General features: G+C 72.7%; 25 protein-coding genes and 1 pseudogene. 12 read left to right on the top strand and 14 right to left on the bottom strand.

Annotated features, from left to right (window positions below; all coding sequences use genetic code 11):
* Positions 1-77 precede the first annotated feature (77 nt).
* The gene (locus tag QJS33_RS00580; protein WP_306365809.1) at positions 78-833 is read left to right on the top strand and encodes a TetR/AcrR family transcriptional regulator; all 756 of its coding nucleotides are present in this window, start codon (positions 78-80) and stop codon (positions 831-833) included.
* A gap of 4 nt (positions 834-837) precedes the next feature.
* Here QJS33_RS00580 and QJS33_RS00575 read toward each other — a convergent pair whose 3' ends face one another.
* Positions 838-2,052 carry an FAD-dependent monooxygenase gene (locus tag QJS33_RS00575; RefSeq protein ID WP_306365808.1) on the bottom strand — a complete coding sequence of 405 codons (1,215 nt, stop codon included), beginning with the start codon at positions 2,050-2,052 and terminating at the stop codon, positions 838-840.
* Positions 2,053-2,055: 3 nt separating this feature from the next.
* The gene (locus QJS33_RS00570) at positions 2,056-3,363 is read right to left on the bottom strand and encodes an MFS transporter (protein ID WP_306365807.1); all 1,308 of its coding nucleotides are present in this window, start codon (positions 3,361-3,363) and stop codon (positions 2,056-2,058) included.
* Between the two features lie 92 nt (positions 3,364-3,455).
* Here QJS33_RS00570 and QJS33_RS00565 point away from each other — a divergent pair, with 92 nt between their 5' ends.
* Both QJS33_RS00565 and QJS33_RS00560 read left to right on the top strand, forming a co-directional pair.
* Positions 3,456-3,815 carry a helix-turn-helix transcriptional regulator gene (locus QJS33_RS00565; protein WP_306365806.1) on the top strand — a complete coding sequence of 120 codons (360 nt, stop codon included), beginning with the start codon at positions 3,456-3,458 and terminating at the stop codon, positions 3,813-3,815.
* Positions 3,816-4,000: 185 nt separating this feature from the next.
* Positions 4,001-4,495: a hypothetical protein gene (locus tag QJS33_RS00560; protein ID WP_306365805.1), complete on the top strand. Its 495-nt coding sequence runs from the start codon at positions 4,001-4,003 to the stop codon at positions 4,493-4,495.
* 121 nt (positions 4,496-4,616) lie between these two features.
* Here the strand turns inward: QJS33_RS00560 and QJS33_RS00555 are convergent, their stop codons facing one another.
* On the bottom strand, positions 4,617-5,327 hold the full coding sequence (locus tag QJS33_RS00555; protein WP_306365804.1) for a TetR/AcrR family transcriptional regulator: 711 nt from the start codon (positions 5,325-5,327) through the stop codon (positions 4,617-4,619).
* A gap of 130 nt (positions 5,328-5,457) precedes the next feature.
* On the opposite strand from QJS33_RS00555, the gene QJS33_RS00550 reads away from it, so the two are divergent.
* Positions 5,458-6,390 (top strand): NAD-dependent epimerase/dehydratase family protein, encoded by a 933-nt coding sequence (locus QJS33_RS00550; RefSeq protein WP_306365803.1) that lies wholly within the window; start codon positions 5,458-5,460, stop codon positions 6,388-6,390.
* Positions 6,391-6,517: 127 nt separating this feature from the next.
* A complete protein-coding gene (locus QJS33_RS00545) occupies positions 6,518-7,513 on the top strand; it encodes a hypothetical protein (protein WP_306365802.1) in 996 nt (331 codons plus the stop codon).
* Positions 7,514-7,573: 60 nt separating this feature from the next.
* Here the strand turns inward: QJS33_RS00545 and QJS33_RS00540 are convergent, their stop codons facing one another.
* Both QJS33_RS00540 and QJS33_RS00535 read right to left on the bottom strand, forming a co-directional pair.
* Entirely contained in the window at positions 7,574-8,704 is a 1,131-nt protein-coding gene (locus QJS33_RS00540) for a serine hydrolase (RefSeq protein ID WP_306365801.1), read from the bottom strand.
* A gap of 329 nt (positions 8,705-9,033) precedes the next feature.
* Complete coding sequence (locus QJS33_RS00535) at positions 9,034-9,210, bottom strand: hypothetical protein (protein ID WP_306365800.1); 177 nt, start codon at positions 9,208-9,210, stop codon at positions 9,034-9,036.
* An 826-nt stretch (positions 9,211-10,036) separates the two neighbouring features.
* Between QJS33_RS00535 and QJS33_RS00530 the strand changes: the two genes are divergently transcribed.
* Complete coding sequence (locus QJS33_RS00530) at positions 10,037-10,174, top strand: LPXTG cell wall anchor domain-containing protein (RefSeq protein ID WP_306365799.1); 138 nt, start codon at positions 10,037-10,039, stop codon at positions 10,172-10,174.
* A gap of 71 nt (positions 10,175-10,245) precedes the next feature.
* Here QJS33_RS00530 and QJS33_RS31325 read toward each other — a convergent pair.
* Positions 10,246-10,512, bottom strand: a pseudogene (locus tag QJS33_RS31325) (hypothetical protein); the annotation flags it as partial.
* A 239-nt stretch (positions 10,513-10,751) separates the two neighbouring features.
* Positions 10,752-11,036 carry a hypothetical protein gene (locus tag QJS33_RS00525; RefSeq protein WP_306365908.1) on the bottom strand — a complete coding sequence of 95 codons (285 nt, stop codon included), beginning with the start codon at positions 11,034-11,036 and terminating at the stop codon, positions 10,752-10,754.
* On the opposite strand from QJS33_RS00525, the gene QJS33_RS00520 reads away from it, so the two are divergent.
* Positions 10,978-11,895, top strand: coding sequence for a Scr1 family TA system antitoxin-like transcriptional regulator (locus QJS33_RS00520; RefSeq protein WP_306365798.1), 918 nt, complete (start codon positions 10,978-10,980; stop codon positions 11,893-11,895). The genes QJS33_RS00525 and QJS33_RS00520 overlap by 59 nt on opposite strands.
* Positions 11,892-12,071: a DUF397 domain-containing protein gene (locus tag QJS33_RS00515; protein ID WP_306365797.1), complete on the top strand. Its 180-nt coding sequence runs from the start codon at positions 11,892-11,894 to the stop codon at positions 12,069-12,071. Before QJS33_RS00520 ends, QJS33_RS00515 begins: the two co-directional genes overlap by 4 nt.
* A 95-nt stretch (positions 12,072-12,166) precedes the next feature.
* On the opposite strand, the gene QJS33_RS00510 is transcribed toward QJS33_RS00515, so the two are convergent.
* The 5 genes from QJS33_RS00510 to QJS33_RS00490 all read right to left on the bottom strand — a co-directional run bounded on the left by QJS33_RS00510 (position 12,167) and on the right by QJS33_RS00490 (position 16,035).
* Positions 12,167-12,598, bottom strand: coding sequence for an ATP-binding protein (locus QJS33_RS00510; protein ID WP_306365796.1), 432 nt, complete (start codon positions 12,596-12,598; stop codon positions 12,167-12,169).
* The gene (locus QJS33_RS00505) at positions 12,595-13,017 is read right to left on the bottom strand and encodes a hypothetical protein (protein ID WP_306365795.1); all 423 of its coding nucleotides are present in this window, start codon (positions 13,015-13,017) and stop codon (positions 12,595-12,597) included. The genes QJS33_RS00510 and QJS33_RS00505 overlap by 4 nt, the downstream gene beginning before the upstream one ends.
* A 261-nt stretch (positions 13,018-13,278) precedes the next feature.
* Positions 13,279-13,536 (bottom strand): hypothetical protein, encoded by a 258-nt coding sequence (locus QJS33_RS00500; RefSeq protein WP_306365794.1) that lies wholly within the window; start codon positions 13,534-13,536, stop codon positions 13,279-13,281.
* A 422-nt stretch (positions 13,537-13,958) separates the two neighbouring features.
* A complete protein-coding gene (locus tag QJS33_RS00495) occupies positions 13,959-14,717 on the bottom strand; it encodes a class I SAM-dependent methyltransferase (RefSeq protein ID WP_372339555.1) in 759 nt (252 codons plus the stop codon).
* A 118-nt stretch (positions 14,718-14,835) separates the two neighbouring features.
* Positions 14,836-16,035 carry an ROK family transcriptional regulator gene (locus QJS33_RS00490; protein ID WP_306365793.1) on the bottom strand — a complete coding sequence of 400 codons (1,200 nt, stop codon included), beginning with the start codon at positions 16,033-16,035 and terminating at the stop codon, positions 14,836-14,838.
* A 178-nt stretch (positions 16,036-16,213) separates the two neighbouring features.
* Between QJS33_RS00490 and QJS33_RS00485 the strand changes: the two genes are divergently transcribed.
* The 3 genes from QJS33_RS00485 (at position 16,214) to QJS33_RS00475 (ending at position 19,443) form a co-directional block, all read left to right on the top strand.
* Positions 16,214-17,584 carry an extracellular solute-binding protein gene (locus QJS33_RS00485; protein WP_306365792.1) on the top strand — a complete coding sequence of 457 codons (1,371 nt, stop codon included), beginning with the start codon at positions 16,214-16,216 and terminating at the stop codon, positions 17,582-17,584.
* Positions 17,585-17,713: 129 nt separating this feature from the next.
* Entirely contained in the window at positions 17,714-18,550 is an 837-nt protein-coding gene (locus tag QJS33_RS00480) for a carbohydrate ABC transporter permease (RefSeq protein WP_306365900.1), read from the top strand.
* Complete coding sequence (locus QJS33_RS00475; RefSeq protein WP_306365791.1) at positions 18,547-19,443, top strand: carbohydrate ABC transporter permease; 897 nt, start codon at positions 18,547-18,549, stop codon at positions 19,441-19,443. Before QJS33_RS00480 ends, QJS33_RS00475 begins: the two co-directional genes overlap by 4 nt.
* Before the next feature lie 355 nt (positions 19,444-19,798).
* Here QJS33_RS00475 and QJS33_RS00470 read toward each other — a convergent pair whose 3' ends face one another.
* Positions 19,799-22,792, bottom strand: a complete 2,994-nt coding sequence (locus QJS33_RS00470; RefSeq protein WP_306365790.1) for a glycoside hydrolase family 38 C-terminal domain-containing protein — start codon at positions 22,790-22,792, stop codon at positions 19,799-19,801.
* Positions 22,793-22,950: 158 nt separating this feature from the next.
* Here QJS33_RS00470 and QJS33_RS00465 point away from each other — a divergent pair, with 158 nt between their 5' ends.
* Complete coding sequence (locus QJS33_RS00465; RefSeq protein WP_306365789.1) at positions 22,951-23,445, top strand: hypothetical protein; 495 nt, start codon at positions 22,951-22,953, stop codon at positions 23,443-23,445.
* Positions 23,446-24,006: 561 nt separating this feature from the next.
* Here the strand turns inward: QJS33_RS00465 and ptsP are convergent.
* Positions 24,007-25,686, bottom strand: a complete 1,680-nt coding sequence (ptsP, locus tag QJS33_RS00460; RefSeq protein WP_306365788.1) for a phosphoenolpyruvate--protein phosphotransferase — start codon at positions 25,684-25,686, stop codon at positions 24,007-24,009.
* Positions 25,687-25,694: the final 8 nt, after the last annotated feature.

The raw sequence follows: 25,694 nt of genomic DNA, 5'->3' as shown, positions 1-25,694 counted from the left end.
TGGGGAACCTGCGGCACGCCGCGGGCAGACCACGGGGAGAACCGCGGGGAGACCACGGGGAAGCGGGAGGCGCGCCCATGAGCACGACGAGCCCCGGCACCGTCGGCGCGGCCTCCCGGGAGGCCGCCCGAGAGGCTTCCGGGGAGGCCGCCCGAGAAGCCGCCGGAGAGGCTTCCCGAGAGACCGCCGGGGACTGCCGCCCGGGACTGCGCGAGGCGAAGAAGGCGCGCACGCGCAGGGCGCTCATCGAGACGGGGCTGCGCCTGTTCCACGAACGGGGCTACGGGAACACCACCACCGAGGAGATCGCCGCCAGCGCGGGCGTCTCCCAGCGCACGTTCTTCCGCTACTTCCCCACCAAGGAGGACGTGGTCCTGGAGGCGATGGGGAGCGTCGACGAGGTGCTCATCGAGCACTTCCTGGCCCGGCCCGCCGACGAGACCCCCTTCGAGGCCCTGTGCAACGCCATGCGCGACCACTGGGAAACGCTGGGCCGGACGGCGATGCACCACTTCAAGGGCGGGGCGGCGGAGATCATCGCCGAGAGCCCCGAACTGATGCGCACCGGCATGACCTACTGCCGGCGCCGCCAGACCCGCCTGGCCGAGGCGATCGCGCTGCGCACCGGGACCGGGCCCGCCGACCCCCGTCCCGAGCTGGTGTCGGCGATCTTCTTCGCGGCGCTCGCCAACGGCCACCAGGAGTGGGAGCAGGCCGGCGCCCCGGGACTCGACGGACTCCTGCGCAGCTTCATGCGCCAGCTGGAACTGGTCCCCGAGGTCATCGGCTCCGACTGGAACACCCCGGCCGCGGACCGGGGCGCGGCCGGATGACGTGTCAGACGGTGCCGCGCTCCCCCGCCGGCAGGTAGCGATCGAAGGGGAACTCGGGGCCCGTCTCAGCGGTGCCGCCGCCACCGGTGAAGAACGAGATCACCTTGGTCGCCAGGATCTCCGCGCGCAGGGCCGTGCGCATCACCCGCAGACCGCTCGACCCGCCGGAGGGCGCCACCCCGTCGACGGTGTCCTCGCCCATCCGCTGGGCGTGCTCCACGTGCGGGCGCATGGCGGCCTCGTAGGCGAAGAAACCCGACCGGTGGTCGCCGTCGACCCGGGCGAGCTCACCGGCCAGCGACATGGCGCCCTTGAGGGCCAGCACCGTGTCCATGCCGGACATGGGGTCGGCGCAGAAGGCGGCGTTGCCGAGCAGCACCACCCGGCCGCGGCTCCAGGTGTCCAGCCGGACCTGGCGGATGGAGGCGATCTGCACGTCGGCGCGGGTCATCTCGGCCAGGATGCGCGGGACCTCCCCGCCGTCGTCGGCGAAGGCCCGGGCCAGGTCCCGGGGGGTCTCCCGGCCGGTGCCGCGTTCGTTGTGCGGCCTGCGGCGGAGCAGGACGGCCTCCAGGGCGTCCTCCCCGGGGATGTCGGTGAGCATGGCGCCGCGGCCGGGCTTGACCAGGACGGTGGACAGGGCGCGCTGGCCGGTGAAGTCGGGCACGGTGAACACCGCGACGGTGACGCCGAGGTCGTGGATGTGGTCGTCGGCGGTCCCCTCGAAGGCGAGGCCGCGCACGGTCGAGTGCAGGCCGTCCGCGCCGACGACCAGGTCGAACCGGCGGGGCGGGGCGTGCTCGAACTCCACGTCGACACCGTCGGGGGTCTCCCGCAGGGCGGTGACCGAGTCCCCGAACAGGAACTCGGCGTCGGCGGAGGTCAGGTCCCGGAGCTCGCGCAGCAGCGGGTCGCGGCGGATCACCATGGAGTGCTCGGCCGAGGGCGCGGGGCAGCGGACGGGTTCGCCGTCCTCACCGAAGCGGAACTCCACGACGGGCGGTGGGCCGACCTCGTCGGCGAGGCGGTCGAGCAGGCCCATGCGTGCGAGGACGCCGACGCCGCCGAAGCCGATCTCCAGGCGGGACAGCCGGGAGGAGAGCCGGGGTTCCCGGTCCACGACGGTGGGGGCGAAGCCGTGCCGGGCGGCCCAGTGGGCGAAGGCGGAACCGGCCACGCCTGCGCCGACGACGAGAACGGTCCTGCTCCGGGTGGGCACGCATTACCTCCTGGTGTGGTGGACGCCCGTGCCGGGACACGGGCCCCGGCAAAGGGACCCTACCCGGCCACGGGCCGTGTATCTCCCGCCCGGCCCCGTCGCCGGGCACGTACGGCACGGAGGCCGCTGGGCACTCACGGGCCTCGGACGCCACAGCAGCGCCGCGACCGAGCCGCACACCGCGACCGCGGCACCCGTCCCGGCGAACACCGCCGCAGGGTCCAGGCCCCCGGCCCATCCGGCGAGGGGGTAGGTGACCAGGAAGCAGGCGTGGGAGAGCGCGAACCGCGCGGCCAGCACCCCGGCCAGGGCGCCCTCGGGGGCGGCGTCCCGCAGCACCCGCCCGGCGGGGGCGGCGATCAGCGAACAGCCCAGGCCCAGGACCGTCCAGCCCGTCCCGAGCACGGCGAAGCCGGGGGCGAGGGCCCAGCCGACCGCTAGGACGGCGGACCCGGCGGCCAGCACGGCGGGACCGGCGACCATGGGCTTCCGGGGGCCGAAGCGGTCCACCAGGAAACCCAGGGCGAAGGCGACGGCCATGGAGCCGGCGCCGAAGAACGCCAGCGCCACGGCCACCCCGGCGTCGGTGCCGCCCAGGTGCGCGCGGACCAGGACCACGGTGTCCACCAGGACCAGGGCGGTGATCACGGCGGCGGCGAGGTCGAGGAGGACGACGGCGCGCAGCCGGGGGTCGGTGGCGAAGACCCGCCAGGAGGCGGCGGCCCGGCGGGGGTCGCCGGTGTCGGTGGGGAGGGCCGTGGTGAGCACCAGGACCGCGGAGGCCGCGAAGGTGACCGCGGTGAGCACGAAGAGGCCGTGGAACGGCACGAGGGTGAGCAGGGCGGCGGCGAGCAGCGGCGAGGCGAGGGCCTCCAGGTCGTAGGCCAGGCGGGAGAGGGCGAGGGCGCCCGTGTAGCCGCGGTCGTCGACCAGTTCGGGGATGACGGCCTGGAAGGCGGGGGTGAAGACGGCGGAGGCGCACTGGAGGACGGCGATCAGGACGTACACGTGCCACACCTGGTCGACCCAGGGCAGCGCGGCGACGGCGAGCGCCCGGACCGCGTCGGCGCCCACCAGGACGGCCCGCCGGGGGACGCGGGCCAGGGCGGCGGTGAGCAGGGGGCCGGCGCCGACGTAGGCGATCATCTTGATGGTCAGGGCGGTGGCGACGACCGCGGCGGCGCGGTCGTCGGCGAGGTCGAAGGCGAGCAGCCCGAGGGCGACGGTGGCCAGGCCGGTTCCGGCGAGGGCGATGACCTGGGCGGCGAACATGCGCCGGTAGGCGGGGAAGTCCACGAGGACACGCCACATGAGGGGCACCTCCGAGGGGAGCGTTTTTCGCATCATACATGTGCGCAAGTACGCACATATTGACGGAAGGTCCGCCCGCCTAGACTGCGCACATGCGGACCAGCGACGAACAACGGGCGCCCAGCCTGTCCCACCCGGCCCCACCCGAACCCGAGCGGCTCGCCGTGGCGGCGGGTGTGTTCGCCCTGCTGGCCGACCAGACCCGGCTGCACCTGCTGTGGCTGCTGGCGGAGGAGGAGGCCGACGTCGGCCGCCTCACCGAGGCCTGCGGGGCCTCGCGGACGGCGGTGTCACAGCACCTGGCCAAGCTGCGCCTGGCGGGGCTGGTGGAGTCGAGGAGGCGGTCCCGCCACGTGATCTACAGCCTGACCGACGGCCACCTGCGCAGACTGGTCCTGGAAGCCCTCAGCCACGCGGACCATGTGGTGACCGGCGAGCCCTTCCACGAGTGACGGCGCCGACTTCCGTCGGGGCGGGGGCAGGGTGAGGCTGACTTTCGTCGGTGACGGGAACCGGACCGCGGGCGGACGCGCTCCGTGGCCGCGCAGGCGACGATGGAGGGACCGGTTCCGCCCCCGGAGGGAGAAACCCCATGCCCCCCATGCCCCCTACGGGCTCTATGAGTTCCATGGGCCCCATGGGCCGACTGTCGGCCGCACTCGACAGGCTCCACTCACGCGTGCACGGGGTCCGGGCGCTGGGCTACTTCACCTGGTTCGTCCGGATTCTGTTGGCACTCGGGTTCCTGCCTTCGGGGTACCGCAAGATCGTCGACGAACCCTTCACCGTGGCGGAGTCGCTCGGCGAGATCTACGTGATGTTCACCGCGCTGCACCAGGACTTCGGCGCGCTGTACGTCTTCATCGGCCTGTGCCAGGTCGGCGCGGCGCTGCTACTGCTCGTCCCGCGCACGGCGGCGCTCGGCGCGGCGGTGTACCTGCCGATCATCACCGGCATCGTCGTGATCACGGTGTCGCTGGACTTCGGGGTGGGGACCCCGGTGGTCACGTCGCTGATGCTCGTGGGGGCCGTGTACCTGATCTGCTGGGACTGGCACCGGGTGCGCCCGATCCTGGGGCCGCCCCGACTCGCGACCGCGGGGGGCGGGGACGGGGCCGGGGCCCGCGGATGACGAAGGCCCCGGGCTCGGGCCGGCTCGGGGGCACCCCTTGGCACGAAGGTCGCGTTTCTTCCTCCGGGGAGGCAGAGGAGGCGGGCCGCGGCGGGGCCCGGGCGAACGGCGGCCCGCGGGATCAGCGCTCCCCGTACCGTCCGGTGAGCCCCAGGATGTCGCCGAGGTGGGCCACGTGCCGGGCGAAGGCGCCCTCACGGTCCTCCAGCACCCCGTCGAACTGGCCGAAGACCTCGAAACCGATCCACCCGTGCAGGCCCGTCCAGACGGACAGCGCGCGGGCCACGACCTCCTCCGGGCTGTCGCCGAAGAGCTCTCGGACGGCCGGGGACGGATCGAGCGGTCCCGGGTCCGGGTCCGGTCGGCCCATCAGGCGCAGTGCGCCCGCGCGGCACGCCTCCGTCGCGAGGCGTGCGAGGACGGCACTGTGCCGGGTGGCGGGGCCGACGGTGTCCTGGGGTGCGCGGTAGTCGGGCACGGGTGAGCCGAAGAGCAGCGCGTACTCGTGCGGACGGGCCAGGGCCCAGTCGCGCACCGCGTGGCACGAGGCCCGCCACCGCCCCGTGAAGTCGGCGGGGTCGCAATCGGCGTCGGCCTCCTCCACCGCCCGGCCGAGCGCGTTGTAGCCGTCGATGATCAGCGCCGTGAGCAGATCGTCCTTGGACGGGAAGTACCGGTAGACGGCGGAGGAGGCCATGCCGAGGTCGCGGGCGACGGCGCGCAGGGAGAGTCCGGCGGCGCCCTCGGTGGAGAGATGTCGGCGCGCGGTCCGGGTGATCTCGCCGGTCAGCTCGGCGCGGGCGCGCTCCCGGGCGGTCTGGCTTGCCTTCATGGGGCGCAGCCTAACAGAGCGGCGATCATATTCGAGAGCACTGCTCTTGACTCGGTGCGCCAAAAGCGAGAGCATCGATCTCGAAGGAGATCACTGATCTCGTCGCGTGAGAGCGGAAGGACCCACGTCCATGGGACGTCACGTCGTCGTCGGAGCGGGGCAGATCGGATCCCCGCTGGCCGACACCCTGCACCGCAAGGGGCACGAGGTCGTCCTCGTCAGCCGTTCCGGGCGCGGCCCCGAGGAGGTCGAACGGATCGCGGCCGACGCCTCCGACCGGACGCGCCTCACCGAGATCGTCCGGGGGGCCGACGTCCTGTACAACTGCGCGAACCCGGCCTACCACCGGTGGCCCACGGACTGGCCGCCCCTGGCCGCCTCCCTGCTGGGAGCGGCGCAGGACACCGGAGCGGACTACGTCCTGCTCGGCAACCTCTACGTCTACGCGCCGCCCACCCGTCCGATGCGCGAGTCCGACCCGCTGGACCCGCCCAGTGCCAAGGCCCGCACCCGGGCACGGATGTGGCAGGACGCGCTCGCGGCGCACGAGGCCGGCCGGGTCCGCGTGACGGAGGTCCGGGCCGGGGACTTCTTCGGTCCGGGATGTGTGGACCAGACGCACTTCGGCGAACGGTTCTTCCCCCGCCTGCTCCGGGGCAAGGCGGCGAGCTTCGTCTACGACGCGGACCAGCCGCACACCTGGACCTACAACCGCGACGTGGCCGAGGCGCTGAGCGTGGCGGCCACCGACGAAAGGGCCTTCGGACGCGCCTGGCACGCGCCCTCCCACCCCCCGGTCAGCGCCCGCCACATCGCCGAGGTGGCCGGGAAGGTCGCGGGCCTGGACTCGGCGCGGGTCGACGTCCTTCCGGGCTGGCTGATACGGACGCTCGGCCTCTTCTCGCCGATGCTGCGCGAACTGGAGGACGTCCGCTACCAGTTCACCCGACCGTTCGTGGCCGACTCCTCCGACTTCGAGAACACGTTCGGCATGACCCCGACCCCGCTGGAGACCGCCGTGGAGGAGACGGTGGCCTGGTGGCGCGAGCGTCTCGCGGCCTGACCTCCCGCGGGCCGGTGCTCTCCGCGGAGAGCGCGCCGGGGGTTCTTCCCGCGTCCTCTCCCCTGTCGTCCGCCACCGGTAGAACGGGGAGGGTCCGTTCTCCGAGATCCCGGCGAGGTACCCCCCGATGACCCGTCCCTCCCTCCGCCTGCCCCCGGCCGATGACGGCCCGCGGGTGTCCGGAACGCTGCTGGTCCGCGCCTGCCGCGACGCTGGCACCTGGGCCGACGTGCTCTCCCGCATGGGCCCGCTGCCCGGGCTGGGTGAGCCGTCCGTGGAATCACCCCGGCGGCTCCTGCTCGTGGTGGACGACCCCGTGTGGCGGGACGCCTCCCCCGAGCAGGTGCGGGAGGCCCTGGGGGACGGCGGAACGTGGGTCCCCGACCTGGTCCTGGTGGCCACCGGGGCGACGGAGGCCGAACCCGGGCCTCGCCCGCTGCTCGCCTTCCGCCCTTCCGTCGGGGACCTGTTCGCCATCTCGCCCCGGCAGGCCGCCCTCGTCCACCTGGTGCTGCACCGCCCGGACCTGGACATGACCCTGGAGGACTACGAACAGCACGCCCCCGTCGACCCCGAGGGGGCGGAGGAGGACGAGGAGTACGTGGTCCCCGTACCCGTCGGCGCCTATCTGGAGGAGCTGGACCCGGCCCCGCGGTACGAGCCCCCGGCCCGGCCGCTGCCCCTGCTCACACAGGCCAACGACGGGTTGTTCGTGCGCACGGACTTCACCGACGACGACGCCTGGTCCTCGCTCGTGGAGACGGTGCGCCACCCGGGACCGGACGGTTTCGGCGACGTGGTCGACGACTTCGGCCTCCACATCGACTTCGTGGCCGACCCCGCGTTCGACGGCGCCTCCCCGGAGCAGCTGATGGCGGTGGTCCTCCCCGTCCCGGAGGACTCCGAGCAGATGACCGCGGAAGTGGTGCTGATCGCGGACGGGGTCACCCTGAGCGATCCCGACCGCCCCGTTCTCGTGGTGCCGCTGGAGGACCACCCCGGGTGCGCCTTCCGGGTTCCCGCCGCGGACGTCGGGATCATGGTGGTCAACCTGGCGATCGCCAACCAGGACCTGGAGGACTTCATGGACACCAGGACCAGGGACCTCGTCATGCCGTGGTGACGGCGGTGCACGCGCGGGCCGCGCCGGACCCGGCGGGTCCGGCGCGGCCCGGTTCACGCGCTATCCGGCCCGCTCGGCGGGGAACACCTGCGTGAGGAGCCGGTCCAGCACGCCGGGGAACACCTGCGCCGGGTCGATGTCGGCGTCGCCCGTGGTCAGCGAGGCGGTCAGGGTAGTGCTCCCGTCGGGCGAGGCGATCATCAGCGCCCCGTAGCCGCCGGGCGGGCTGCCGTTGTGGTGCAGGACCGTGCCACGGCCCGGGCCCAGGTCCTGCACGAACAGCCCCAGGCCGTAGCCGACCTTCGGGTGCGGGTCGCGCATCCGGGCCAGCAGCGGTTCCGGCAGGAGGTCGCCGCCGAGCAGCGCGGAGAAGAACCGGTGGAGGTCCCGGGTCGTCGAGAACATGTCCCCGGCCCCGGTCAGCAGGGAGAGGTTCTGGCGGGTGACGTCGACCGTCGTCCACCCGCCGTCGTCCTCGTACCGGTAGTGGCCGCGGGCGTGGGGTTCGGGCAGGTCCGGGGAGTCGCCCGGCACCCCGGTGCCCGACAGTCCGAGCGGGTCCAGGATCCGCCGCCGCATCTCCTCGGCGTAGGAGTGGCCGGTGACGTCTTCGATCAGTAACACGGCCAGCGTGTAGTTGGTGTTGGAGTAGCTCCAGTCCGTCCCCGGCTCGAACCGCGCGGGCTCGGACTGCGCGAACCGCACGAGTTCCTCCGGCCGGTAGGAGCGGAACCGGTTCTGCGCCCATGCCTTGCCGGTCGCGTCGATCCCCGGCACGAACGTCCCGTCGGGGTCGATCTCGCCGGTGTGGTTGTACAGGCCACTGGTGTGCTGGAGCAGCATCCGCACGGTGATCCGCCCGTCCAACCCGAGGTCGGGCAGCCGGTCCGACACCGGGTCGTCCAGCCCGAGCAGGCCGTCGGCCACCAGGAGCAGGACCAGGGTCGCGACGAAGGTCTTGGTGGTGCTGCCCACCCAGAAGTGACCGTCGGTCGGCGGCTTCTCGGTCCCGCCCGGTTCGCGCACCCCGGCGCTGCCGACCCACGCGCCCCGCTCGTCGTGCACGCGCATCTGGAATCCGGCGAAACCGAGGTCGACGATCTCCTCGATGGTCTGCTGGAGCTCCGGGCGGTCCGGCCCGGAGGCGGTCTGGGTGGTGGTCTCGTCGCGGGTGATCGGAGTAGTGGACATCGTGGCCCCTTTCAGGGGGTCGGGAGGGTGATGTGGTGGCGGGCGGTGATGTCGCCGCCCCGGAGGGCGGTGTGCGCTGTCGTGAGCGACCTCGCCGAGGCGTCCCACACTGCGGAGTGCGGCGGTGCACGGTGCGCCCTTTCAACTTTCTGATACTGGAAACGCTACGTTGCATTCATAAATTAGGCAACACTCTTGCAGCGAAGAAGCCCCATAAAAGCAGGCAGTTACCCGAAAACTGTTGCAACGGCTGTGAATCTAACGCAACGAACATCCGCAGAACGTTGCAACAGATGAAGAGTGAACGCTATGCGCCCCCGGCGACCCGCCTAAGCTTTGTCATTGTTTTGCCATGACTCATAGTAGTCAGAAGTGACTTTAAGCGACGGATTGCCGACGATTTCGGATATGGACCATTGCTCGAAGACGGCACCGAAGGCTTCCAACGCCATCAGTGCTCGCAACCTCATCCGCGTGGCCACCACCTTCACCGGCGCCGCGCTCATCACACCGTTCCTGTGGGGCGCGGCCCCTGTTCTCGCCGACGAGACAACGGATCACCGGGAGGCGTCCGCCGCTTCCGCCCCGCAGGAACCGGTCGGCACGGCGGTCGAGCGGGCGGTCGAGGAGGCGCTGAACAGTCGGCCCCTGCCCGTCGTCCCGGAGATCACCGTGGACCAGGCCGACAGGGCCTCGGAGTTGCAGGGGATGCACCCCGAGCCCGAGCCTCCGGAGTACCCGGGAGAACCCGGCAAGCCGGGGAAGCCCGGGAAGCCTGGGGAACCGGGGGAGCCGGGGAAGCCCGGAAAGCCGGGTAAGCCTGGGGAACCGGGGAAGCCGGGCAAGCCCGGGGAACCCGGCAAGCCGGGCAAGCCCGGGGAACCGGGGAAGCCCGGGAAGCCCGGGAAGCCCGGAGAGCCCGGCAAACCGGGAGAACCCGGTAAACCCGGGAAGCCTGGGGAACCGGGGAAGCCCGGCAAGCCGGGCAAGCCCGGGAAGCCTGGGGAACCGGGGAAGCCTGGGGAACCGGGGAAGCCTGGGAAGCCGGGCAAGCCCGGAGAGCCCGGGAAGCCCGGCAAGCCCGGGGAACCGGGGAAGCCCGGGGAACCCGGGAAGCCCGGCAAGCCCGGAAAGCCGGGAGAACCCGGGAAGCCCGGCAAGCCCGGAAAGCCGGGAGAACCCGGGAAGCCCGGAAAGCCGGGCAAGCCTGGGGAACCGGGCAAGCCTGGGAAGCCTGGGGAACCCGGAAAGCCCGGAAAGCCTGGGGAACCGGGGAAGCCGGGGAAGCCGGAGCCGAAACCCGAACCTCAGCCGAAGCCCCAGCCCAAGCCCGTGCCCGAGCAGCCGGAGCTGGCGCAGACCGGCGCGTCGATCGCCGTTCCGGTCATCGGCGGCCTGCTGGCCTCACTGGTCGGTGCCGGAGCCATGATCCTGGGCCGTCGCCGTCGCACCACCGAGGAACGCGACTAACAAATCCGTGATCTGATCAACGTCCGGGCCCGCACCCTGTGGTGCGGGCCCGCCGTGTGTCGGTCGGATCATCAGCCGAACGCCCCCATCTCGTGGTCCAAGATGTCGGAGAGCGGCTCCGGCCGGTCGTTCGAGGTCCAGTCGTCCGGTGCGACTTCGACGCATACCAGGGCCGCGGCGATCACGGCGCTGGGGCGGGGGTCGCCCGGATCGGACGGGTCGCCGCCGAGCCGACGCGCGATCTCGGACCGCAGGAGCTCGTGCCAGCGCGCGTTCTTCTCCCGGTGCCGCGCCGACAGCGCGGGCGTGTTGACGATGAGACGAATGAAGTGTCGGACCTTCCGGCGTTCCGGGCCCCGAGGCCGGAACGGCTAAGGAACTTGCTGTGTGACGCCGCACCAGCGGCAGCGCTGTGCGCGCGAACCGGTGGCGCGCTGCCAGTCGTGCGGCGGACACGACGTCGCGGGCGGGTTCCGGCGGGGCAGTGGGGGCGGCTCACCGGTCCGGGGCTTCGGGACCTGCCTTCGGCGGGGGCGGGTGAGACGCTCGAACTCCGCGAACGTGAGCCCCTCACCGTTCACAACCGCCCCATGAGTTCGGTGACCAGATTCCGGGCGATCGCGTCTTCCGCCCCGCGATAGCCCACGGCGACGGAACGAACCGTCTGGTCGGGGGCCGGCCGGTACCAGCGGTTCGCCATCAGGCGGAGGGTGATCACCCGCGGGTCGTGCGAGATCACCACGCCGCCGTCCGTACCAGGGTCACGCTCCGCTCGCAGGCCACGGCGGCGGCACGCGGAGAGCATGGCCAGCAGGGAGGTCTCGGCGTCAGAGGAAACGGGAGTTTGCGCTGTGTTGCTCATGTCACCCATCGTGGGCACGCATGGCCTGCTTTCCCAGTGTTCAGAAAATTCCGGGAATAGCGGTGTGTCCGAGGAACGCCTTGGGCATCCTGTGCACATGCCGCTAAACCCCTTCGCGGAGACCCTCATCGAATACCGTGAACTTGCAGGGCTCACGCAAACACAGCTAGCCAAGCGTGTTGGTGTGTCTGTTTCCTCTGTGAACCGCTGGGAGCATGGTCATTCCCCTCCAAAGCGCGACAATGCTGAAAAACTGGACGAAGCGTGCAATGCAGGCGGAAAAATCCTCACTGCGTGGCAAGCACACACGTCGCGGTCCGGACTGCCGGAGTGGGCACGAGACCTTGCCGCAATCGAACCCGCATCCCGACACGCGACGTTGGTCAGCGCAGCCGGAGTGCCAGGGATGTTGCAGGCTCCGGAATACGCACGATCCGTATTCTTAGCGGGGCGCCCTACGGCCAGCGAGGACGCCATAGCCTCCCTTGTCGCCCTGAGGTGCGAACGCCTGGCGGAGCTACCGGACCTGCGAGTCGCGGCTACGTTCCCCGCAACTGCTGTCGGCGGACTGCCTCCTGACTTGCGGCGCGCTCAGGCCGAACACCTACTCCAATGGGCGGCGACCGGCCGCGTCACGATCACGCTCACCCCCGCCGGGGCTGCAATGCCGCTGCCCGTCGCCCCCCTGATGATCTACCGACTACGATCCGGTGAACGCGTCATCGCCAGCGATCACGCGGAGGGTACGGTGGTGCTATCCGCTGACGTGGCGGACCGCGTAGACGCTGTGGTCACGGTAGTTCTGACCCATGCCCTGCCCGCCGCGTCATCACTGGAATACTTGGAGACCCTCACATGAGCACCCCCGCCGAGTGGCACAAGAGCAGCTACAGCGCCAACGGGCACAACTGCGTTGAGACGCGCGAGGGTGTCCACGGCGCGGACGTGCGCGACACCCAGAACCGCGAGGCCGGGCACCTCAGCTTCGGCCGCACGGAGTGGCTCGCCGCCCTCGCCGCGACCCTCACGAAGTAGCCCCTACGACGAAGGCCCCGGAAACGAATTCCGGGGCCTTCGCGCATTTCAGCGGGCTGCCCGCTTCTCCGAATCCCTACACATGCACACCGCTGTCACCTCGTGAGCGTGAACGTGGCCCAGGTGTGGGCGCCGAGGTCACCGAACGGGCAGAGCGGCGAATATCCCCAGGCTGTGGACAACTTCTCGACCATGAGCAGACCGCGCTGGCCTTCGGCCTCGCCCCACTCGTCGGAGCTACGGGAACGGGGGATCTCGGGGACGCCGCCGGACAGGCCGTCGTCGGTGAATCCCAAGGTCAGCGAACGGTCGCTCGTCGACCACAGGGTCCGCACGACCCGCCCGTCCCATCCGGAGGCCGTGTACTTCACACAATTCGCGAACAGCTCGCTGCCGCAGAGGACCAGCGTGTCCGCGAGGTCCTCGTCGAAGCCCGCGAGGTCGGTGCGCAGGTCGCGGCGCACCTGGGAGAGCCGGGCCAGGTCACCGGGGTAGAGGTGGTGCTGCCAGAGGCGGGTGGGGGTCATGCGCCCACCCCCGCAGCCTGCTTCTTCTCCTGCTGGGCGAGCCAGACGCGGGTGGCCCGGGCGAGATCCTCGAAGGTCGCCGGGGCCGGTGCGAGCAGGTCGCCCTCATACGGGCGGGGCTCCGGGATACGCGGGGCGGTCCACTGCCGGAGGCGGGCGGTCGCCGCCGCCTGGCGGCGGCTCTGTTCGTGGGCGGTGTAGTAGGGCCGCACGAGCGGGAGGTCGTCGGCCGGGAACACCTCGCGCGGCGCGGACAGGCGCGGGGCCGCGGGAGGCAGGGGCCTGGTCGCGGGCCGGGGGTCGGCGTAGCGGCGCACGCGGGAGGCGCGGCGGCGGTGGTGGCGGCCGGAGGGAGCGGTGAACAGCGCTCGCAGCAGGGCGAAAGCAGCCCCGAGGAGCGTGGCACTAAACTGGTGCACGCTGGCAATCCTTAGGTTCAAGGGGTGAATTGCTGGCCACGACCCCGGGCGCTGACAGAGCGTCGCGGGGTCACGCGGTTATTGGGTTATGGCGCCACGATAGGGCACGCCCGGCCACAGTGGGAACACTTTTCGGCCAGAGCGCCGAAGAAGATCGCCCGGTCCTCGTCTTCCCAGCTCAGGACAACAGCAGGCTTTCACACATACGACACCTTCGTCGCGAAGCAGACATATTTACCATTTATAAAATATGCGGTCGTATCATTCTGCGGCAGAGTTCGGAACGAATGCGCTCAGGCGATACCACGTCTCCTGCCGCAACCGTCCGCACAGGATGTCGTGCCGTAGGTCGTCATCCCGGTACCCCGCCAACAGCTCCCGCTCTCGCTCCCGGAACGCCCGCATCTCCCCCGGGTCCGCCGTCTCGAACAGCACCTCCCACCGCCCCGCGGCGTGCCGCTCCGCGCGCTCGCGCGCACGGCTCCGCTCGCGTTCGCGTCGCGCGCGCTTGCCCGGCATTCCGACACCTCCGACAGATCCGTCCGTGAACGAGGACACGGTGTCGATGATGTCCCCACCGAGTGGTGCGGCTCTTCCGGTCCCGGCCCATAGGCGTGCAGGTGACCGCCGCCTCCGCCGCAGGGGTCGTCCACCCGACCGGGTGGGGCGGGAGGCGGGGTCCGCCTGCAAAGGGGGTGCCGCTCCGACATGTTCTTCAGTGCCGGGGTAGGGCGTCCGGACACCACGGCCGTCCAGAGGTGAAAGCCGCGGATACCCGCGGCTCCGGCCACGCCCCGGAGGGAGAACCGCGACCTCCTCCCCGGAGGGGTCGGGGGAGGCATCCCCCGCCGCCCCGGACCCACGGGGGGGTGCAGGGCGCGCACCTGCCCCGCCCGGGCACAGGGGGGTCGGAGAAGGGAGAACCGCCACCCCGCCCCGCGTCAGTCCAGCACCTTCTCCCAGACCGAGACGTGTTTCTCGCTCTCGTTCCCGAACGGCGTCCGGTCCCAGTCCTGCCAGCGGTCCACCAGCCGCATCCCCGCGATGCGGGCCATCAGGTCCAGCTCCGACGGCCACACGTACCGGAACGGGATGGACCGCGCGCTCCCCTTGCCCTCCACGACCCGGACGTAGTTGGAGCTGAATCGCTGCGTCGCGGGCTCGTAGACGTCGAACGCCCAGTCGTCCTCGCCCACATGGAACGGCACCAGGCTCTGCCCCTTGGGGAGCCTGCGCAGTTCCGGCACCCCCACCTCCACCACGAACCGCCCGCCCCGCTCCAGGTGCGCGGCGGCGTTGACGAAGCACTCCACCTGCTCGTCCTGCGTGGTCACGTTGTTGATGGTGTTGTAGACCAGGTAGGCCACCGAGAACTCCCCCGGCACCCGGGTGGTGGTGAAGTCCCCGATGGCCACGTCGATGTCCGCGCCGCCCGGTTTGGCGCGCATCCGCTCGACCATCGCCGGGGACAGGTCGATGCCGTGCACCTGAACGCCGCGCGCGGCCAGCGGCAGCGCGATGCGCCCGGTTCCGATGGCGAACTCCAGGGCCCGCCCCTCCCCCGCCAGTCCGGCCAGCAGGTCGACCGCCGGGCCGACCTTCTCGGGGGCGAACATGCCCTCGCCGGGGGTGTCGTAGTGTTCGGCGACGTCGGTGTCGAAGTGGTTCGGCTTGGGCTGCGCTTCGTTCGCATCGCTCATGGCCGCGACGCTAACCCGCGCCCCCGCCGCCGCGCACCGGGTTTTCCCCTCCGCCCCGGCGGGAGGACCGCGAAGGGCGGTACGCGCCCGCTCGGGCACCCCGCTCCCCCGCTTCCGCTCACACACCCCCGACCGTCGGCGAGTACGACGAGTGCAGGACCAGCGAGGCCGCGCCGATCGCGCCCGCGTCCTCGCCGATGAGGGAGGTCTCCACCCGCACCCGGCGCACCCCCCGGGCCAACGTCCGCTCCGCGATCGCCGTCGTCAGCGCCTCCGCGTACAGGTCGCCCACGTGCGGGACCCCCCACCCGCCCAGCACCACCAGCGGTACGTCGATGATGTTGAGCAGAGCCGTTCCCGCGTCGCCCAGCCGCCGCCCCGCCTCCGCGATGACCTCCAGCGCGACCGGGTCGCCCGATCGCGCCTCCCGGCACACCCGCCGGTAGGCCGCCACGGTGCGCGCCTGCCCGCGCTCGTGGACGTCGGTCGTCTCCCCCCGCCTCCGGGCGGCCTCGGCGGCGACGGCGTGCGGGGCCAGATACGTCTCCAGACACCCACGGCTCCCGCACGGACACCTCGGTCCGCGCGGGTCGACCACCACGTGCCCGATCTCGGCGGCGTTGCCGCTGCCGCCCCGGTAAACGCGACCGCCCAGGATGAACCCGCCGCCCACGCCGGTGCCCACGTACACGAACGCCATGTCGGACGAGCGCCGTTCGCCGCCCGCCCACCGCTCGCCGATGGTGGCGGCGGTGGCGTCGTTGTCCAGGACGGTGGCGAGCCCGGTCCCCTCCTCCAGCACCTCCCGCAGCGGCACCGACCGCCATCCGGGCAGGTGGGGCGGGGTGACCGCACCCGAGGTGTCGATCGGACCCGGGGTGGCCACACCCAGGCCGAGGATGCGGTCGGGCGCGGGGGCCTCCTCGACGATGGCGCGCACCGACCGGCACAGGGCGTCGATGACCCGCCGCGGGCCCTGCGCCGAGGGGGTGCGCCGCCGGGTGCGGGCGACCACGTGTCCGGCCAGGTCGGTGACGACGAGGGTGGTGGAGGCGGGGTCGATGTGCATGCCGACGGCGTAGTAGGCGTCGGCGTTGAGGCGCAGCACGGTGGCGCGTTTGCCGCCGCGCGAGGTGGCCCGGCCGTCCTCGCGGACCAGGCCGTCCTCCAGCAGGCGGCGGACGATGTTGGAGACGGTCTGGGCGGTCAGCCCGGTCTGTTCGGCCAACTCGACGCGGCTGATCCCGTCGGCGGAGCGCACGGCGTCGAGCACCCGGCTCTGGTTGAGCCCGCCGAGCCAGGCCAGGTTGGTGCCCATAAGGCCTCTCCCCCTCCGCTTCCGTGGTCGCAGTCGTGGTCCCACCCGAGCCTAACCGCCCTGGAAGCACCGACTTACCCCATTGTCTTTATCCAAGCTTTTGAGTAATGATGTGTCACACGTCACTTCACCTCAAGGCAGGTCCACCGCTCCCCAACCTCATCGCCAGGAGTGCACGATGAAAGGAACCGGCCCCCACACCACACGACTCACGGCCGCCGCGGCCCTCACGCTGGCGCTCGCCGCCACCGGATGCGGAGGCGGCGCCGCCGACCGGGACGAGAACACCGTCCGCATCGCCTACCAGAAGTTCGGCACCTTCATCGCGATGGATTCGCTGATGCGGAAGGTGAAGGAGGAGTTCGAGGCGGACAACCCCGGTGTCACCGTCGAACTCCAGGCCATCGAGGCGCCCGCCGAGGACTACCAGACCCAGGTCAACCTCATGAACGGCTCCGCGAGCCAGGCCCCGGACCTCATCTACCAGGACAGCTTCACCATCAACCAGGACGCCGACGCCGGCTACCTGATGCCCCTGGACGAGTACTTCGACGCCTGGGAGGACGCCGACGAGTTCAGCGTCCAGGAGGCGCAGGCCGTCACCTCCCTGGACGGGCAGCGGTACGGCGTCATGCTCGGCACCGACGTCCGCGGCCTCTGGTACAACACCGAACTCCTGGAGCAGGCCGGCGTCGGGACCCCCTGGGAGCCCGCCACCTGGGACGAGGTCCTGGACGCCGCCCGCGCGGTCCAGGCCGAGTTCGGCGATGAGGTCACCCCGCTCAACGTCTACTCCGGCACGCCCGCCGGGGAGGCCGCGTCCCTCCAGGGCTTCCAGATGCTGCTCTCCGGCACCGGGGACGCCCTCTTCGACGACGACTCGCAGAAGTGGATCACCGGCGGCCGGGGGTTCACCGACTCCCTGGGGTTCGTGCGGACCGTGTTCGACGAGGGCCTGGGCCTGGACGTGCAGGACGCCCTGGACACCAACGTCGGCACCGTCAACAACGAGGAGCGGTTCCCCTCCGGCGAGCTGGCCATCAGCCTCGACGGCTCGTGGGTCACCCAGTCGTGGATCCCCGGGGCCAACCGGCCCTGGGACGGCTGGGAGGAGGTCATGGAGTTCACCCCCATGCCCACGCGGGACGGGCAGGGTGCCGGGGCGACCAGCATGTCCGGCGGCTGGGCGCTGTCGATGGGCGGCCAGGCCACGAACCCGGAGCTGGCCTGGGAGGTCATGACCTACGCCCTGTCCAGGGAGAACGCGATCAAGTTCGCGATCGAGGGCGGCCAGATCCCGGTGCGCGCCGACGTCGCCGAGGACCCGGCGTTCCTGAACGAGGCGCCCATGGCGGAGGAGTTCGCGGCACTGGTGGACATCACCGGGTTCCGCCCGGCCTACAGCGAGTACCCGCGCGTCTCCATCGCGGTCCAGGAGGCCATGGAGGCGGTGATGCTGGGCGAGGCCACCCCGGAGGAGGCCGCCGACCTGTACGCCCAGGAGGTGGAGGGCATCGTCGGGCCCGACAACGTCACGGGCGGTTCCTGAGCCGTGGGGACCGTGCCGATGACCCGCGCCCCCGGGAACCCCGGAACCCCCGGCCGGGCGCCGCAGGCCCCGGCCCGGACGCGCGGCTCCCGTCGCGCCCGGGCCGGGGCCGCCCGCTGGGTGGTCCCGATGGCCCCCGCGCTGTTCCTGCTGCTGGCGTTCTTCGCCGGGCCGATCCTGTGGACGGTGTGGGCCTCGTTCACCAACGAGGCGCTGACCGGGGCACAGGCCGCCGACACCGAGTTCGTGGGGCTGGACAACTTCGAGCAGTTGGCGGGGGACCGCCGGTTCCGGACGGCGGCGGTGCTCACCGCGCTGTTCCTGCTGGGTTCGATCCTGGGCCAGACCGTGCTGGGCCTGGCGCTGGCGCTGCTGCTGCGCCACCGCCACGGGGCCGTGCGCGGCGCCGTGGGCACGGTGGTGGTGGGCGCCTGGGTGGTGCCCGAGGTGGTGGCGGGGTTCGTGTGGTACGCGTTCCTGGAACGCGAGGGCACCCTCAACGCGCTGCTCGGCTCCGTCGGGGTCGGGGCGCAGAACTGGCTGTTCACCGCACCGCTGCTGGCGGTGGTCCTGGCCAACGTCTGGAAGGGCACCGCCTTCTCGATGATGACCTACGGGGCCGGGCTGTCGGAGGTGCCGGGCGACCTGGAGGAGGCGGCCCGGGTGGACGGGGCGTCGGGCCTCCAGGTGCTCTGGTACGTGGTGCTGCCGCTGCTGCGGCGCACCATCGCGACCACGCTGCTGCTCATCACCCTCCAGACCGTGCAGGTGTTCACGCTCATCTACGTGATGACCGCGGGCGGCCCCGGTTCGCGCAGCACGACGCTGCCGCTGCTGATGTACCGGGAGGCCCTGTCCCTGGGCGACCTGGGGTACGGGACGGCGATCGCGCTGGCGCTGCTGGTGATCGCGGGGCTGTTCTCGGTCGTCTACGTGCGGATGCTCAGCAAGGAGGAGCAGGCATGACCGCTCTGGGACCGCGTTCGGACACCTCGGGGCGGCGGCCGCGCCGGTCGGCCACCGCCTCCGTCGCCTCACCCGGCAGGGCCGCCGGGGCGGTGCTGGTGCACCTGATCCTGGCGGTGCTGGCGCTGCTGTTCCTGCTGCCGCTGCTGTGGATGCTGTTCGCGTCGGTGGACGGGGAGGCCACGCTGCGGGCCGGGCTGCCGGGTTCGCTCACGCTGGACAACTTCCGGACGATCCTCACGCCCGAGATCGTCTACCGGCCGCTCTGGAACAGCGTGCTGACCTGCGGCGGGGCGGCGGTCATCACCGCGTTCTGCTCGATGCTGGCGGCGTACCCGCTGTCGCGGTACACGCTGCGGTTCAAACGGCCGTTCCTGTACACGGTGCTGTTCGCTACCGGGCTGCCGATCACGGCGATCATGGTGCCGGTGTACGGGCTGTTCGTGAACGCGGGGCTGCTGAACTCGCTGTGGGCCACCACCCTGTTCCTGGCGGCGAGCACGCTGCCGTTCGGGATCTGGCTGACCAAGAACTTCATCGACGGCATCCCCATAGCGCTGGAGGAGGCGGCCTGGGTGGACGGGGCGTCCACCTGGCAGTCCATCCGCTACCTGGTGGCGCCGCTGCTCGCCCCGGGGCTGGCGGTGGTGGGGATCTTCACGCTGGTGAGCACGTGGGGGAACTTCTTCGTGCCGTTCATCCTGCTGACCAGCCCGGACAAGATGCCCGCGGCGGTGCGGGTGTTCACGTTCTTCGGGCAGTACGGGTCGGTGCGCTACGGCGAGCTGGCGGCGTACTCACTGCTGTACACGCTGCCGGTGGTGGCGTTGTACGTGGCGGTGTCGCGGGCCATGGGCGGCCGGTTCACCCTGGGCGGTGCCATGAAGGGCTGAACCCGCACCAGCGAGGCGGGGCGCCCCGGGACCTCCCGGGGCGCCCCGCGCGCGGGGAGGCTCAGCGATCAGAGGATCGGTCGCCGTCAAGCCGCGGGGCGCCCCGCGCGGGGAGGCTCAACGGGATCGGGTGCGTGGTCCGCACCCCCGGCGGGCGCCCCGCGCACGCGGGGAGGCTCGGTGCCCCCGGCGGCGACCTTGCCGCCCGCCTCGGGCACCCCCCGCGCGGGGAGGCTCCTCGGCCTGCTCCTCGGCGGGCAGGTCGGGCCGGGGGCACCCCGCGCGCGGGGAGGCTCCGGGCCCGGCCGAGGGGCCCGAGCCCCAGGCGGGGGCGCCCCGCGCGCGTGCGGCGGGCTCAGCGGACGAGCCGCAGGGTGACGACCTGGAAGGGGCGCAGGGAGAACGCCACCTCCTCCTCCCCCGGCTCCAGGTCCGGGGCGCCCTCGTACTCCTCCTCCAGCAGGTTCACCGCGCGCACCCGCGACACCGGGAACCCGAAGCGCACGTTCGCGCGGGTGCGGGCGCCCAGCGACTCGTACAGGCGCACCACCACGTCGCCGGAGCGGTCGTCGGCGGGCTTGACCGACTCCACGGCCACCCCGGCCCCCGCCACCCGCACCAGGGGGTCCACCGCGCCGGAACCGCCGACCTCGCGCGGCGGCAGGTTCAGCCGGTACCCCTCGCGGACCGCGTCCGCCACCGTCGCCCCCGGCACCAGCGCGTACCGGAACCGGTGCTCGCCCTGGTCGGTGTCGGGGTCGGGGAAGCGGGGCGCGCGCAGCAGCGACAGGCGGACCGTCGTGGTGGTGCCGCCGTCCTCGCGCACGTCGCGGGTGACGTCGTGGCCGTAGGTGGAGTCGTTGACCAGCGCCGCCCCGTAGCCGGGCTCGGCCACGTGCACCCAGCGGTGGGCGCAGATCTCGAACCGGGCGGCGTCCCAGGAGGTGTTGGTGTGCGTCGGGCGGTGCACGTGCCCGAACTGGATCTCCGAGGCGGAGGACTCCGCACGTACGTCCAGGGGGAAGGCGGCCTTGAGGAACTTCTCCCGTTCGTGCCAGTCCACGACCGTGTCCACGTCCAGCCGCCGGGAGCCGGGGGCCAGGGTGAGGGTCTGCACGACCGTGGAGTCGCCGAAGGAGCGGGTGACGCGCAGGCCGTCGTCGATGGTCTCGATGCCGTCCACGCCGGTGAGGTCGGTGACGGTGTTGCGGTAGAAGAAGTCCACGTCCCAGGCGTCCCACTGGTTGGGCAGGTCCTGGTGGAGCTGGAGCAGGTTGGCCGGGCCGGCCAGCGCCTCCCGGCCGGTCTGCGCGTCCACCACGGAGGTGACCAGGCCGCAGGCGTCCACCTGGACGGTGAGCAGGCCGTTGTCCAGCAGGTACCCGCCTTCAGAGCCCGTGGTGACGGTCTCCCCCTCGGGGGGCACCCGGGGTGCGGCGCCCAGCGCCGGAACGCCGTCGCGGTCGTGCGGGGCGGCGTTGAACTCGATCACCCCGTCGCCCGGGCCGACCAGCAGCCGCTGGGCCCGGTCGATGAGCGCGCCGAGTTCGGCCTCCGCCTCCGCGTAGGTCTCGGCGGCCTCCCGGTGCACCCAGGCGATGGAACTCCCCGGCAGGATGTCGTGGAACTGGTTGAGCAGCACGGTGCGCCAGAGCCGGTCCAGCGCCTCGTGCGGGTAGTCCGCGCCGCGGCGCACCGCCGCGGTGGTCCACCACAGCTCGGCCTCGCGCAGCAGGTGCTCACACCGGCGGTTGCCCCGCTTGGTGCGGGCCTGGCTGGTGTAGGTGCCGCGGTGGAACTCCAGGTACAGCTCGCCCCACCACACCGGGGCGTCCGGGTACTCGGCCTCCGCCTCCGCGAAGAACACCTCCGGGCGCTGGATCTCCACCCGGGGCGAACCCTCCAGGTCGGCCAGCCGGGCGGCCCGGCCCAGCATCTCGCGGGTGGGGCCGCCACCGCCGTCGCCGTGCCCGAACGGGACCATGGAGCGGGTGGCGCGGCCCTTCTCCCGGAAGTTGCGGGCGGCGTGGGCGAGCTCGTGGCCGGTCAGCTCGGAGTTGTAGGTGTCCACCGGCGGGAAGTGGGTGAACACCCGGGTGCCGTCCAGGCCCTCCCAGCGGAACGTGTGGTGCGGGAAGGTGTTGGTCCGGCTCCAGGAGATCTTCTGGGTGAGGAACCAGCGCGAACCCGACAGGCGGATGAGCTGGGGCAGCGCCGCAGAGTAGCCGAACGAGTCGGGCAGCCACACCTCCCGGGTGTCGATGCCCAGCTCGTCGCGGAAGAACCGCTTGCCGTACACGAACTGGCGGGCCAGGGCCTCCGCGCCCGGCATGTTGGTGTCGGACTCCACCCACATACCGCCCACCGGCACGAACCGGCCCTCCTTGGCGGCCTGCGCCGCCCGCGCGAACACGTCGGGGCGGTGCTCCTGGAGCCACGCCCACTGCTGGGCCTGCGACATGGCGAAGACCAGCTCGGGGTGGCGGTCCAGGAGGTCGACCACGTTGGCGGAGGTGCGGGCGACCTTACGCCGGGTCTCGCGCAGCGGCCACAGCCAGGCGGAGTCGATGTGGGCGTGGCCCACCGCCGAGACCCGGTGGGCGGCGGCCGCCGCCGGGGAGGACAGCGCCCCGGCCAGGGCCCGGCGGGCGCGCCCGGCGGTACCGGGCACGTCCTGGAGGTCGATCAGGTCCAGGGCGCGTTCGGCGGCCCGCAGCAGTTCCCAGCGGCGGGGGTCGCCCGTGTCCAGTTCGCGCATGACACCGCCGACCACGTCCAGGTCCATGGCCAGTTCCCACACCTGCTCCTGGAAGACCGCCAGGTCGGCGCGGGCCAGCCGGTACAGGGGGGCGCCGTCCGGACCGGCGGGGGCGGTGCCCAGGTCGGTGGGCAGGAAGGGGGGGTCGCCGAGGATGACGGGGTTGGCGGCGGCCTCCACGTGGAGGTCGACCTCTGCCTCGGTGCCGGGCAGGCGCACCCAGGCGTTGCGCGGGTTGAGGCCCTTGACCACCGTCCCGTCGGAGCGGTGGACCAGGCCCTCGGCCTGGAAACCGGGCATGTTCGCGTCGAAGCCGAGGTCGATGACGGCCTCGACGGTGCGGTCCGCCCACTCCTGCGGCACCCGGCCGTGGAACCGGAACCAGGTGGTGCCCCAGGCCGGGCCCCAGGCGTCGCCCGTGGCGGCGGGGGTGTGGGGGGCGTTGATGCCTTCGAGAGCGGGGACGGGTTCCCCGGGGGCGTCCCAGCGGGACACCTCCAGGGGGACGGACGGGCCGTGGACGGCGGGCCATACGCGTTCGCGCAGGACCCTCTCCAGGCGCGCCTCGGTCAGCTTGCGGTCATCGTGCACGGTGGACCTCCTCGGTCACGTCCCTGGCCGACGTGCTCAACGTTGCCCACGTCACACGACTTCGTCAACACTCTGGATAAAGAGGTTTGAGAAATCCGCCCGGGGAGCCCCCTTCCGGGGGCTGCCCGGAAGGGGATGGGGCTCCTACGATGGAGCGCATGCCCTCCCCCCTGCTCCCTCCTGGCCGTACCGGCACCGGCGAGCGGCCGCGTTCCGCGCCGCGGCTCGCCATGGGCGCCGTCACGCTGGTGGCCCTGGCCGCCGCCGCGTGGGCGGCCGTCATCGCCCTGACCGCAGCCGAACCGTTCTCCTGCGCACTGACCTCGGAGGATGTGGCCGCGAACCACTGCAACCAGGTCGTCGTCCGGTTCGGTGAACTGTCCCCCGTGGCCGTGCTCCCGCTGCTGCTCCCGCCCGCCTTCGGGGTCGCCCTGGGCTGGTGGGGGGTGCTGCGGGTGTCCAGTGGCCGGAGGCCGCCCGTCGGCGGCACCGTGGCCGGGGACCTCCAGGCGGCGACCGACGGGTCGGGGGGCGTACGGGGGGCGTACGGCGCGTGGGTCTGGGTGGCGGCGGGGGCCGTGCCGGTGCTCGGCGGCCTGGTCGGCTGCGCCCTGCGGTGGGTGTCCCTCACCGGCGCCGCACCACCGCGGTGAGGTTCCTGCCGGATGTGACACCGCTGCGGCGGGTGCCCGCCTTCCGCCGATCCCGCGTCCACAGCACCCGGGGGACCATCGGCGTCGAGGCCCACCTGGTCCAGGCGCTCCACGGGTTGCCGGGCCGGGCGAACACATAGCGGCGGGGACCGACCTTCCGCCGATCCCGCGTCCACACCACCCGGGGGACCATCGGCATCGAGGCCCACCTGGTCCAGACGCTCCACGGGTTGCCGGGCCGGGCGAACACATAGCGGCGGGGGCGGGTTCCAGGCCGCCCCCGCCGCGGGGGCGCCGTGCGGTCAGGCGAACGGCGCCCCGGGTCGCGGCCGGTGCGCCGGGCCGGTCCCACGGCCGGGTCGCACCACCGCGACGATCGGGGTCCGCCGCCCGGAAAGAGGGCGGCGAAGGGTCCGCCGCTCGCGAGCGGCGGCGTGGTCCGCGGTCGGGACGGGGCCCCGGAGATTCGGCGTCCCGGCCGCGGAGGTCGGGCCGTGGCGGGGGCACGGCCACGGCGCTCGGGCCGCTGCGACGGGGCCCGCTCCCCCACCGCAGCGGCGATCAGGGGGTTTCGGTGCGGGCGGCGGAGCGGACGGCCTCGCGGGCCTGGTTCGCGCCCGCGGCCGCCAGGGCGAGGTGGGCCAGGCGGCGGCACTCGTCCAGGCTGTGGCGGGACAGGGCGTGGCGCACCCCCGGCAGCGCCGGGGCGGACATCGACAGGCTCGTCGCCCCCAGGCCCACCAGGACCAGGGCCAGCAGCGGGTCGGCGGCGGCCTCCCCGCACACGCCCACCGGGACGCCCAGGTGGTCGCCCGCCTTGCCCACGGTGCCGATCAGGGACAGCAGCGCCGGCTGCCACGGGTCCAGCAGGTCCGGCAGCGCGCCCAGGGTGCGGTCGACGGCCATCGTGTACTGGGCCAGGTCGTTGGTGCCGATGGACACGAAGTCCACCTCGTACAGCAGCCGGTCGGCGAGCAGCGCCGCGGCGGGGACCTCGATCATCACCCCCACCCGGGTCACCCCCTGGGCGCGGGCCAGGTCGGCGAACTCCCCCGCCTCCTTGGGTGTGGACACCATCGGCGCCATCACCCGCACGTCGGCCCCGGTCTCCTTGGTCGCCGCCGCGATGGCGGCGAGCTGGTCCACCAGCAGCTCGCGGTGCAGCCGGGCGGTGCGGTAGCCGCGCACCCCCAGGGCGGGGTTGTCCTCCGCGCCCACCGGGACGAAGGCCAGCGGCTTGTCCGAGCCCGCGTCCAGGGTGCGCACGGTGAGCGGGCGGCCGGCGAACGCCGCGAACAGCCGGATGTAGGAGGCGGTCTGCTCCTCGCGCGTGGGCGGCTCGGTGCGGTCCAGGAACAGGAACTCGGTGCGCAGCAGCCCCACGCCCTCGCTGTCGTGGGCGGCGGCCGCCTCCGGGTCCCCCTCCCCGACGTTGAGCAGCAGCGGGACGGACACCCCGTCGGCGGTGATGCCCGGCCCGGTGGCCGACTCCGCCAGGGAGCGTCTCTGCTCGGCGCGTCTGCGCACCCGCTGCACGGTGACCGCGTCCGGGTCGGCGACCACGGAGCCGTCGTCGCCGTCGATCGCCACCACCGTCCCGTCGGCGAGGGTGTCGGCGCCCCCGCAGCCGACCACCGCCGGGATGCCCAGCGAGCGGGAGAGGATGACGGTGTGGCTGGTGGGCCCGCCGTACCGGGTGACGATCCCCAGGACCTTGGCCGGGTCCAGGTGGACGGTGTCGGCGGGGGCGAGGTCGTCGGCGACCAGCACGTGCGGGACGCCCGGGTCGGGCAGCCCCGGCATGGGCAGACCCAGCAGCAGGGCCACCGCCCGGTCGCGGATGTCGGCGAGGTCGGCGGCGCGTTCGGCGAGGTAGCCCCCGGCGGCCTTGAGCAGTTCGCGGTAGGTCTCGCAGGCGGAGTGCACCGCCCAGGCGGCCGGGTCGCCCGCGGCGGCCCGCTCGCCGATCCGGCGGGCCAGCTCGGGGTCGCGGGCCATCAGGGCCTGGGCGCCGAGCACCGAGGCGGCCTCCCCGTCGAGTTCGGCGGCCTGGGCGTCGAGCCCGGCGGCCACCTCCTCCAGGGACGCGCGGGCGGCCTCCGCCTCGGCGGCTGGGTCCCCCGCCGCCGGGCGGTGGTCGGGCAGCCGCGGCGGCGGTGCCATGCGCGCCACCGGGCCGACCGCCGCACCCGGCGCCGCCGGGATGCCGCCGAGGGAGGAGAGGGTTCGGGTCTGCGCCATGGTCGCTC

This window comes from Nocardiopsis sp. CC223A (assembly GCF_030766825.1).
In the GTDB taxonomy this organism is placed as follows: Bacteria; Actinomycetota; Actinomycetes; order Streptosporangiales; family Streptosporangiaceae; genus Nocardiopsis.
The sequence above is the reverse complement of the archived record's forward strand: the minus strand, read 5'-3'. Positions and strand labels throughout refer to the sequence as shown.

Bases quoted from the DNA above. Each gene is read 5' to 3' on its own strand.
- QJS33_RS00480 (WP_306365900.1), top strand. From the start codon at position 17,714: ATGGCCCCCGCGCTGTTCCTGCTGCTGGCGTTCTTCGCCGGGCCGATC.
- QJS33_RS00465 (WP_306365789.1), top strand. From the start codon at position 22,951: ATGCCCTCCCCCCTGCTCCCTCCTGGCCGTACCGGCACCGGCGAGCGG.
- QJS33_RS00570 (WP_306365807.1), bottom strand. From the start codon at position 3,363: ATGTGGCGTGTCCTCGTGGACTTCCCCGCCTACCGGCGCATGTTCGCC.
- QJS33_RS00525 (WP_306365908.1), bottom strand. From the start codon at position 11,036: ATGAGCAACACAGCGCAAACTCCCGTTTCCTCTGACGCCGAGACCTCC.
- QJS33_RS00560 (WP_306365805.1), top strand. From the start codon at position 4,001: ATGGGCCGACTGTCGGCCGCACTCGACAGGCTCCACTCACGCGTGCAC.
- QJS33_RS00545 (WP_306365802.1), top strand. From the start codon at position 6,518: ATGACCCGTCCCTCCCTCCGCCTGCCCCCGGCCGATGACGGCCCGCGG.
- QJS33_RS00535 (WP_306365800.1), bottom strand. From the start codon at position 9,210: ATGAGCGCGGCGCCGGTGAAGGTGGTGGCCACGCGGATGAGGTTGCGA.
- QJS33_RS00485 (WP_306365792.1), top strand. From the start codon at position 16,214: ATGAAAGGAACCGGCCCCCACACCACACGACTCACGGCCGCCGCGGCC.
- QJS33_RS00510 (WP_306365796.1), bottom strand. From the start codon at position 12,598: ATGACCCCCACCCGCCTCTGGCAGCACCACCTCTACCCCGGTGACCTG.
- QJS33_RS00515 (WP_306365797.1), top strand. From the start codon at position 11,892: ATGAGCACCCCCGCCGAGTGGCACAAGAGCAGCTACAGCGCCAACGGG.
- QJS33_RS00500 (WP_306365794.1), bottom strand. From the start codon at position 13,536: ATGCCGGGCAAGCGCGCGCGACGCGAACGCGAGCGGAGCCGTGCGCGC.
- QJS33_RS00555 (WP_306365804.1), bottom strand. From the start codon at position 5,327: ATGAAGGCAAGCCAGACCGCCCGGGAGCGCGCCCGCGCCGAGCTGACC.
- QJS33_RS00540 (WP_306365801.1), bottom strand. From the start codon at position 8,704: ATGTCCACTACTCCGATCACCCGCGACGAGACCACCACCCAGACCGCC.
- QJS33_RS00475 (WP_306365791.1), top strand. From the start codon at position 18,547: ATGACCGCTCTGGGACCGCGTTCGGACACCTCGGGGCGGCGGCCGCGC.
- QJS33_RS00520 (WP_306365798.1), top strand. From the start codon at position 10,978: ATGGCCAGCAGGGAGGTCTCGGCGTCAGAGGAAACGGGAGTTTGCGCT.
- QJS33_RS00490 (WP_306365793.1), bottom strand. From the start codon at position 16,035: ATGGGCACCAACCTGGCCTGGCTCGGCGGGCTCAACCAGAGCCGGGTG.
- QJS33_RS00565 (WP_306365806.1), top strand. From the start codon at position 3,456: ATGCGGACCAGCGACGAACAACGGGCGCCCAGCCTGTCCCACCCGGCC.
- ptsP (WP_306365788.1), bottom strand. From the start codon at position 25,686: ATGGCGCAGACCCGAACCCTCTCCTCCCTCGGCGGCATCCCGGCGGCG.
- QJS33_RS00495 (WP_372339555.1), bottom strand. From the start codon at position 14,717: ATGAGCGATGCGAACGAAGCGCAGCCCAAGCCGAACCACTTCGACACC.
- QJS33_RS00580 (WP_306365809.1), top strand. From the start codon at position 78: ATGAGCACGACGAGCCCCGGCACCGTCGGCGCGGCCTCCCGGGAGGCC.
- QJS33_RS00550 (WP_306365803.1), top strand. From the start codon at position 5,458: ATGGGACGTCACGTCGTCGTCGGAGCGGGGCAGATCGGATCCCCGCTG.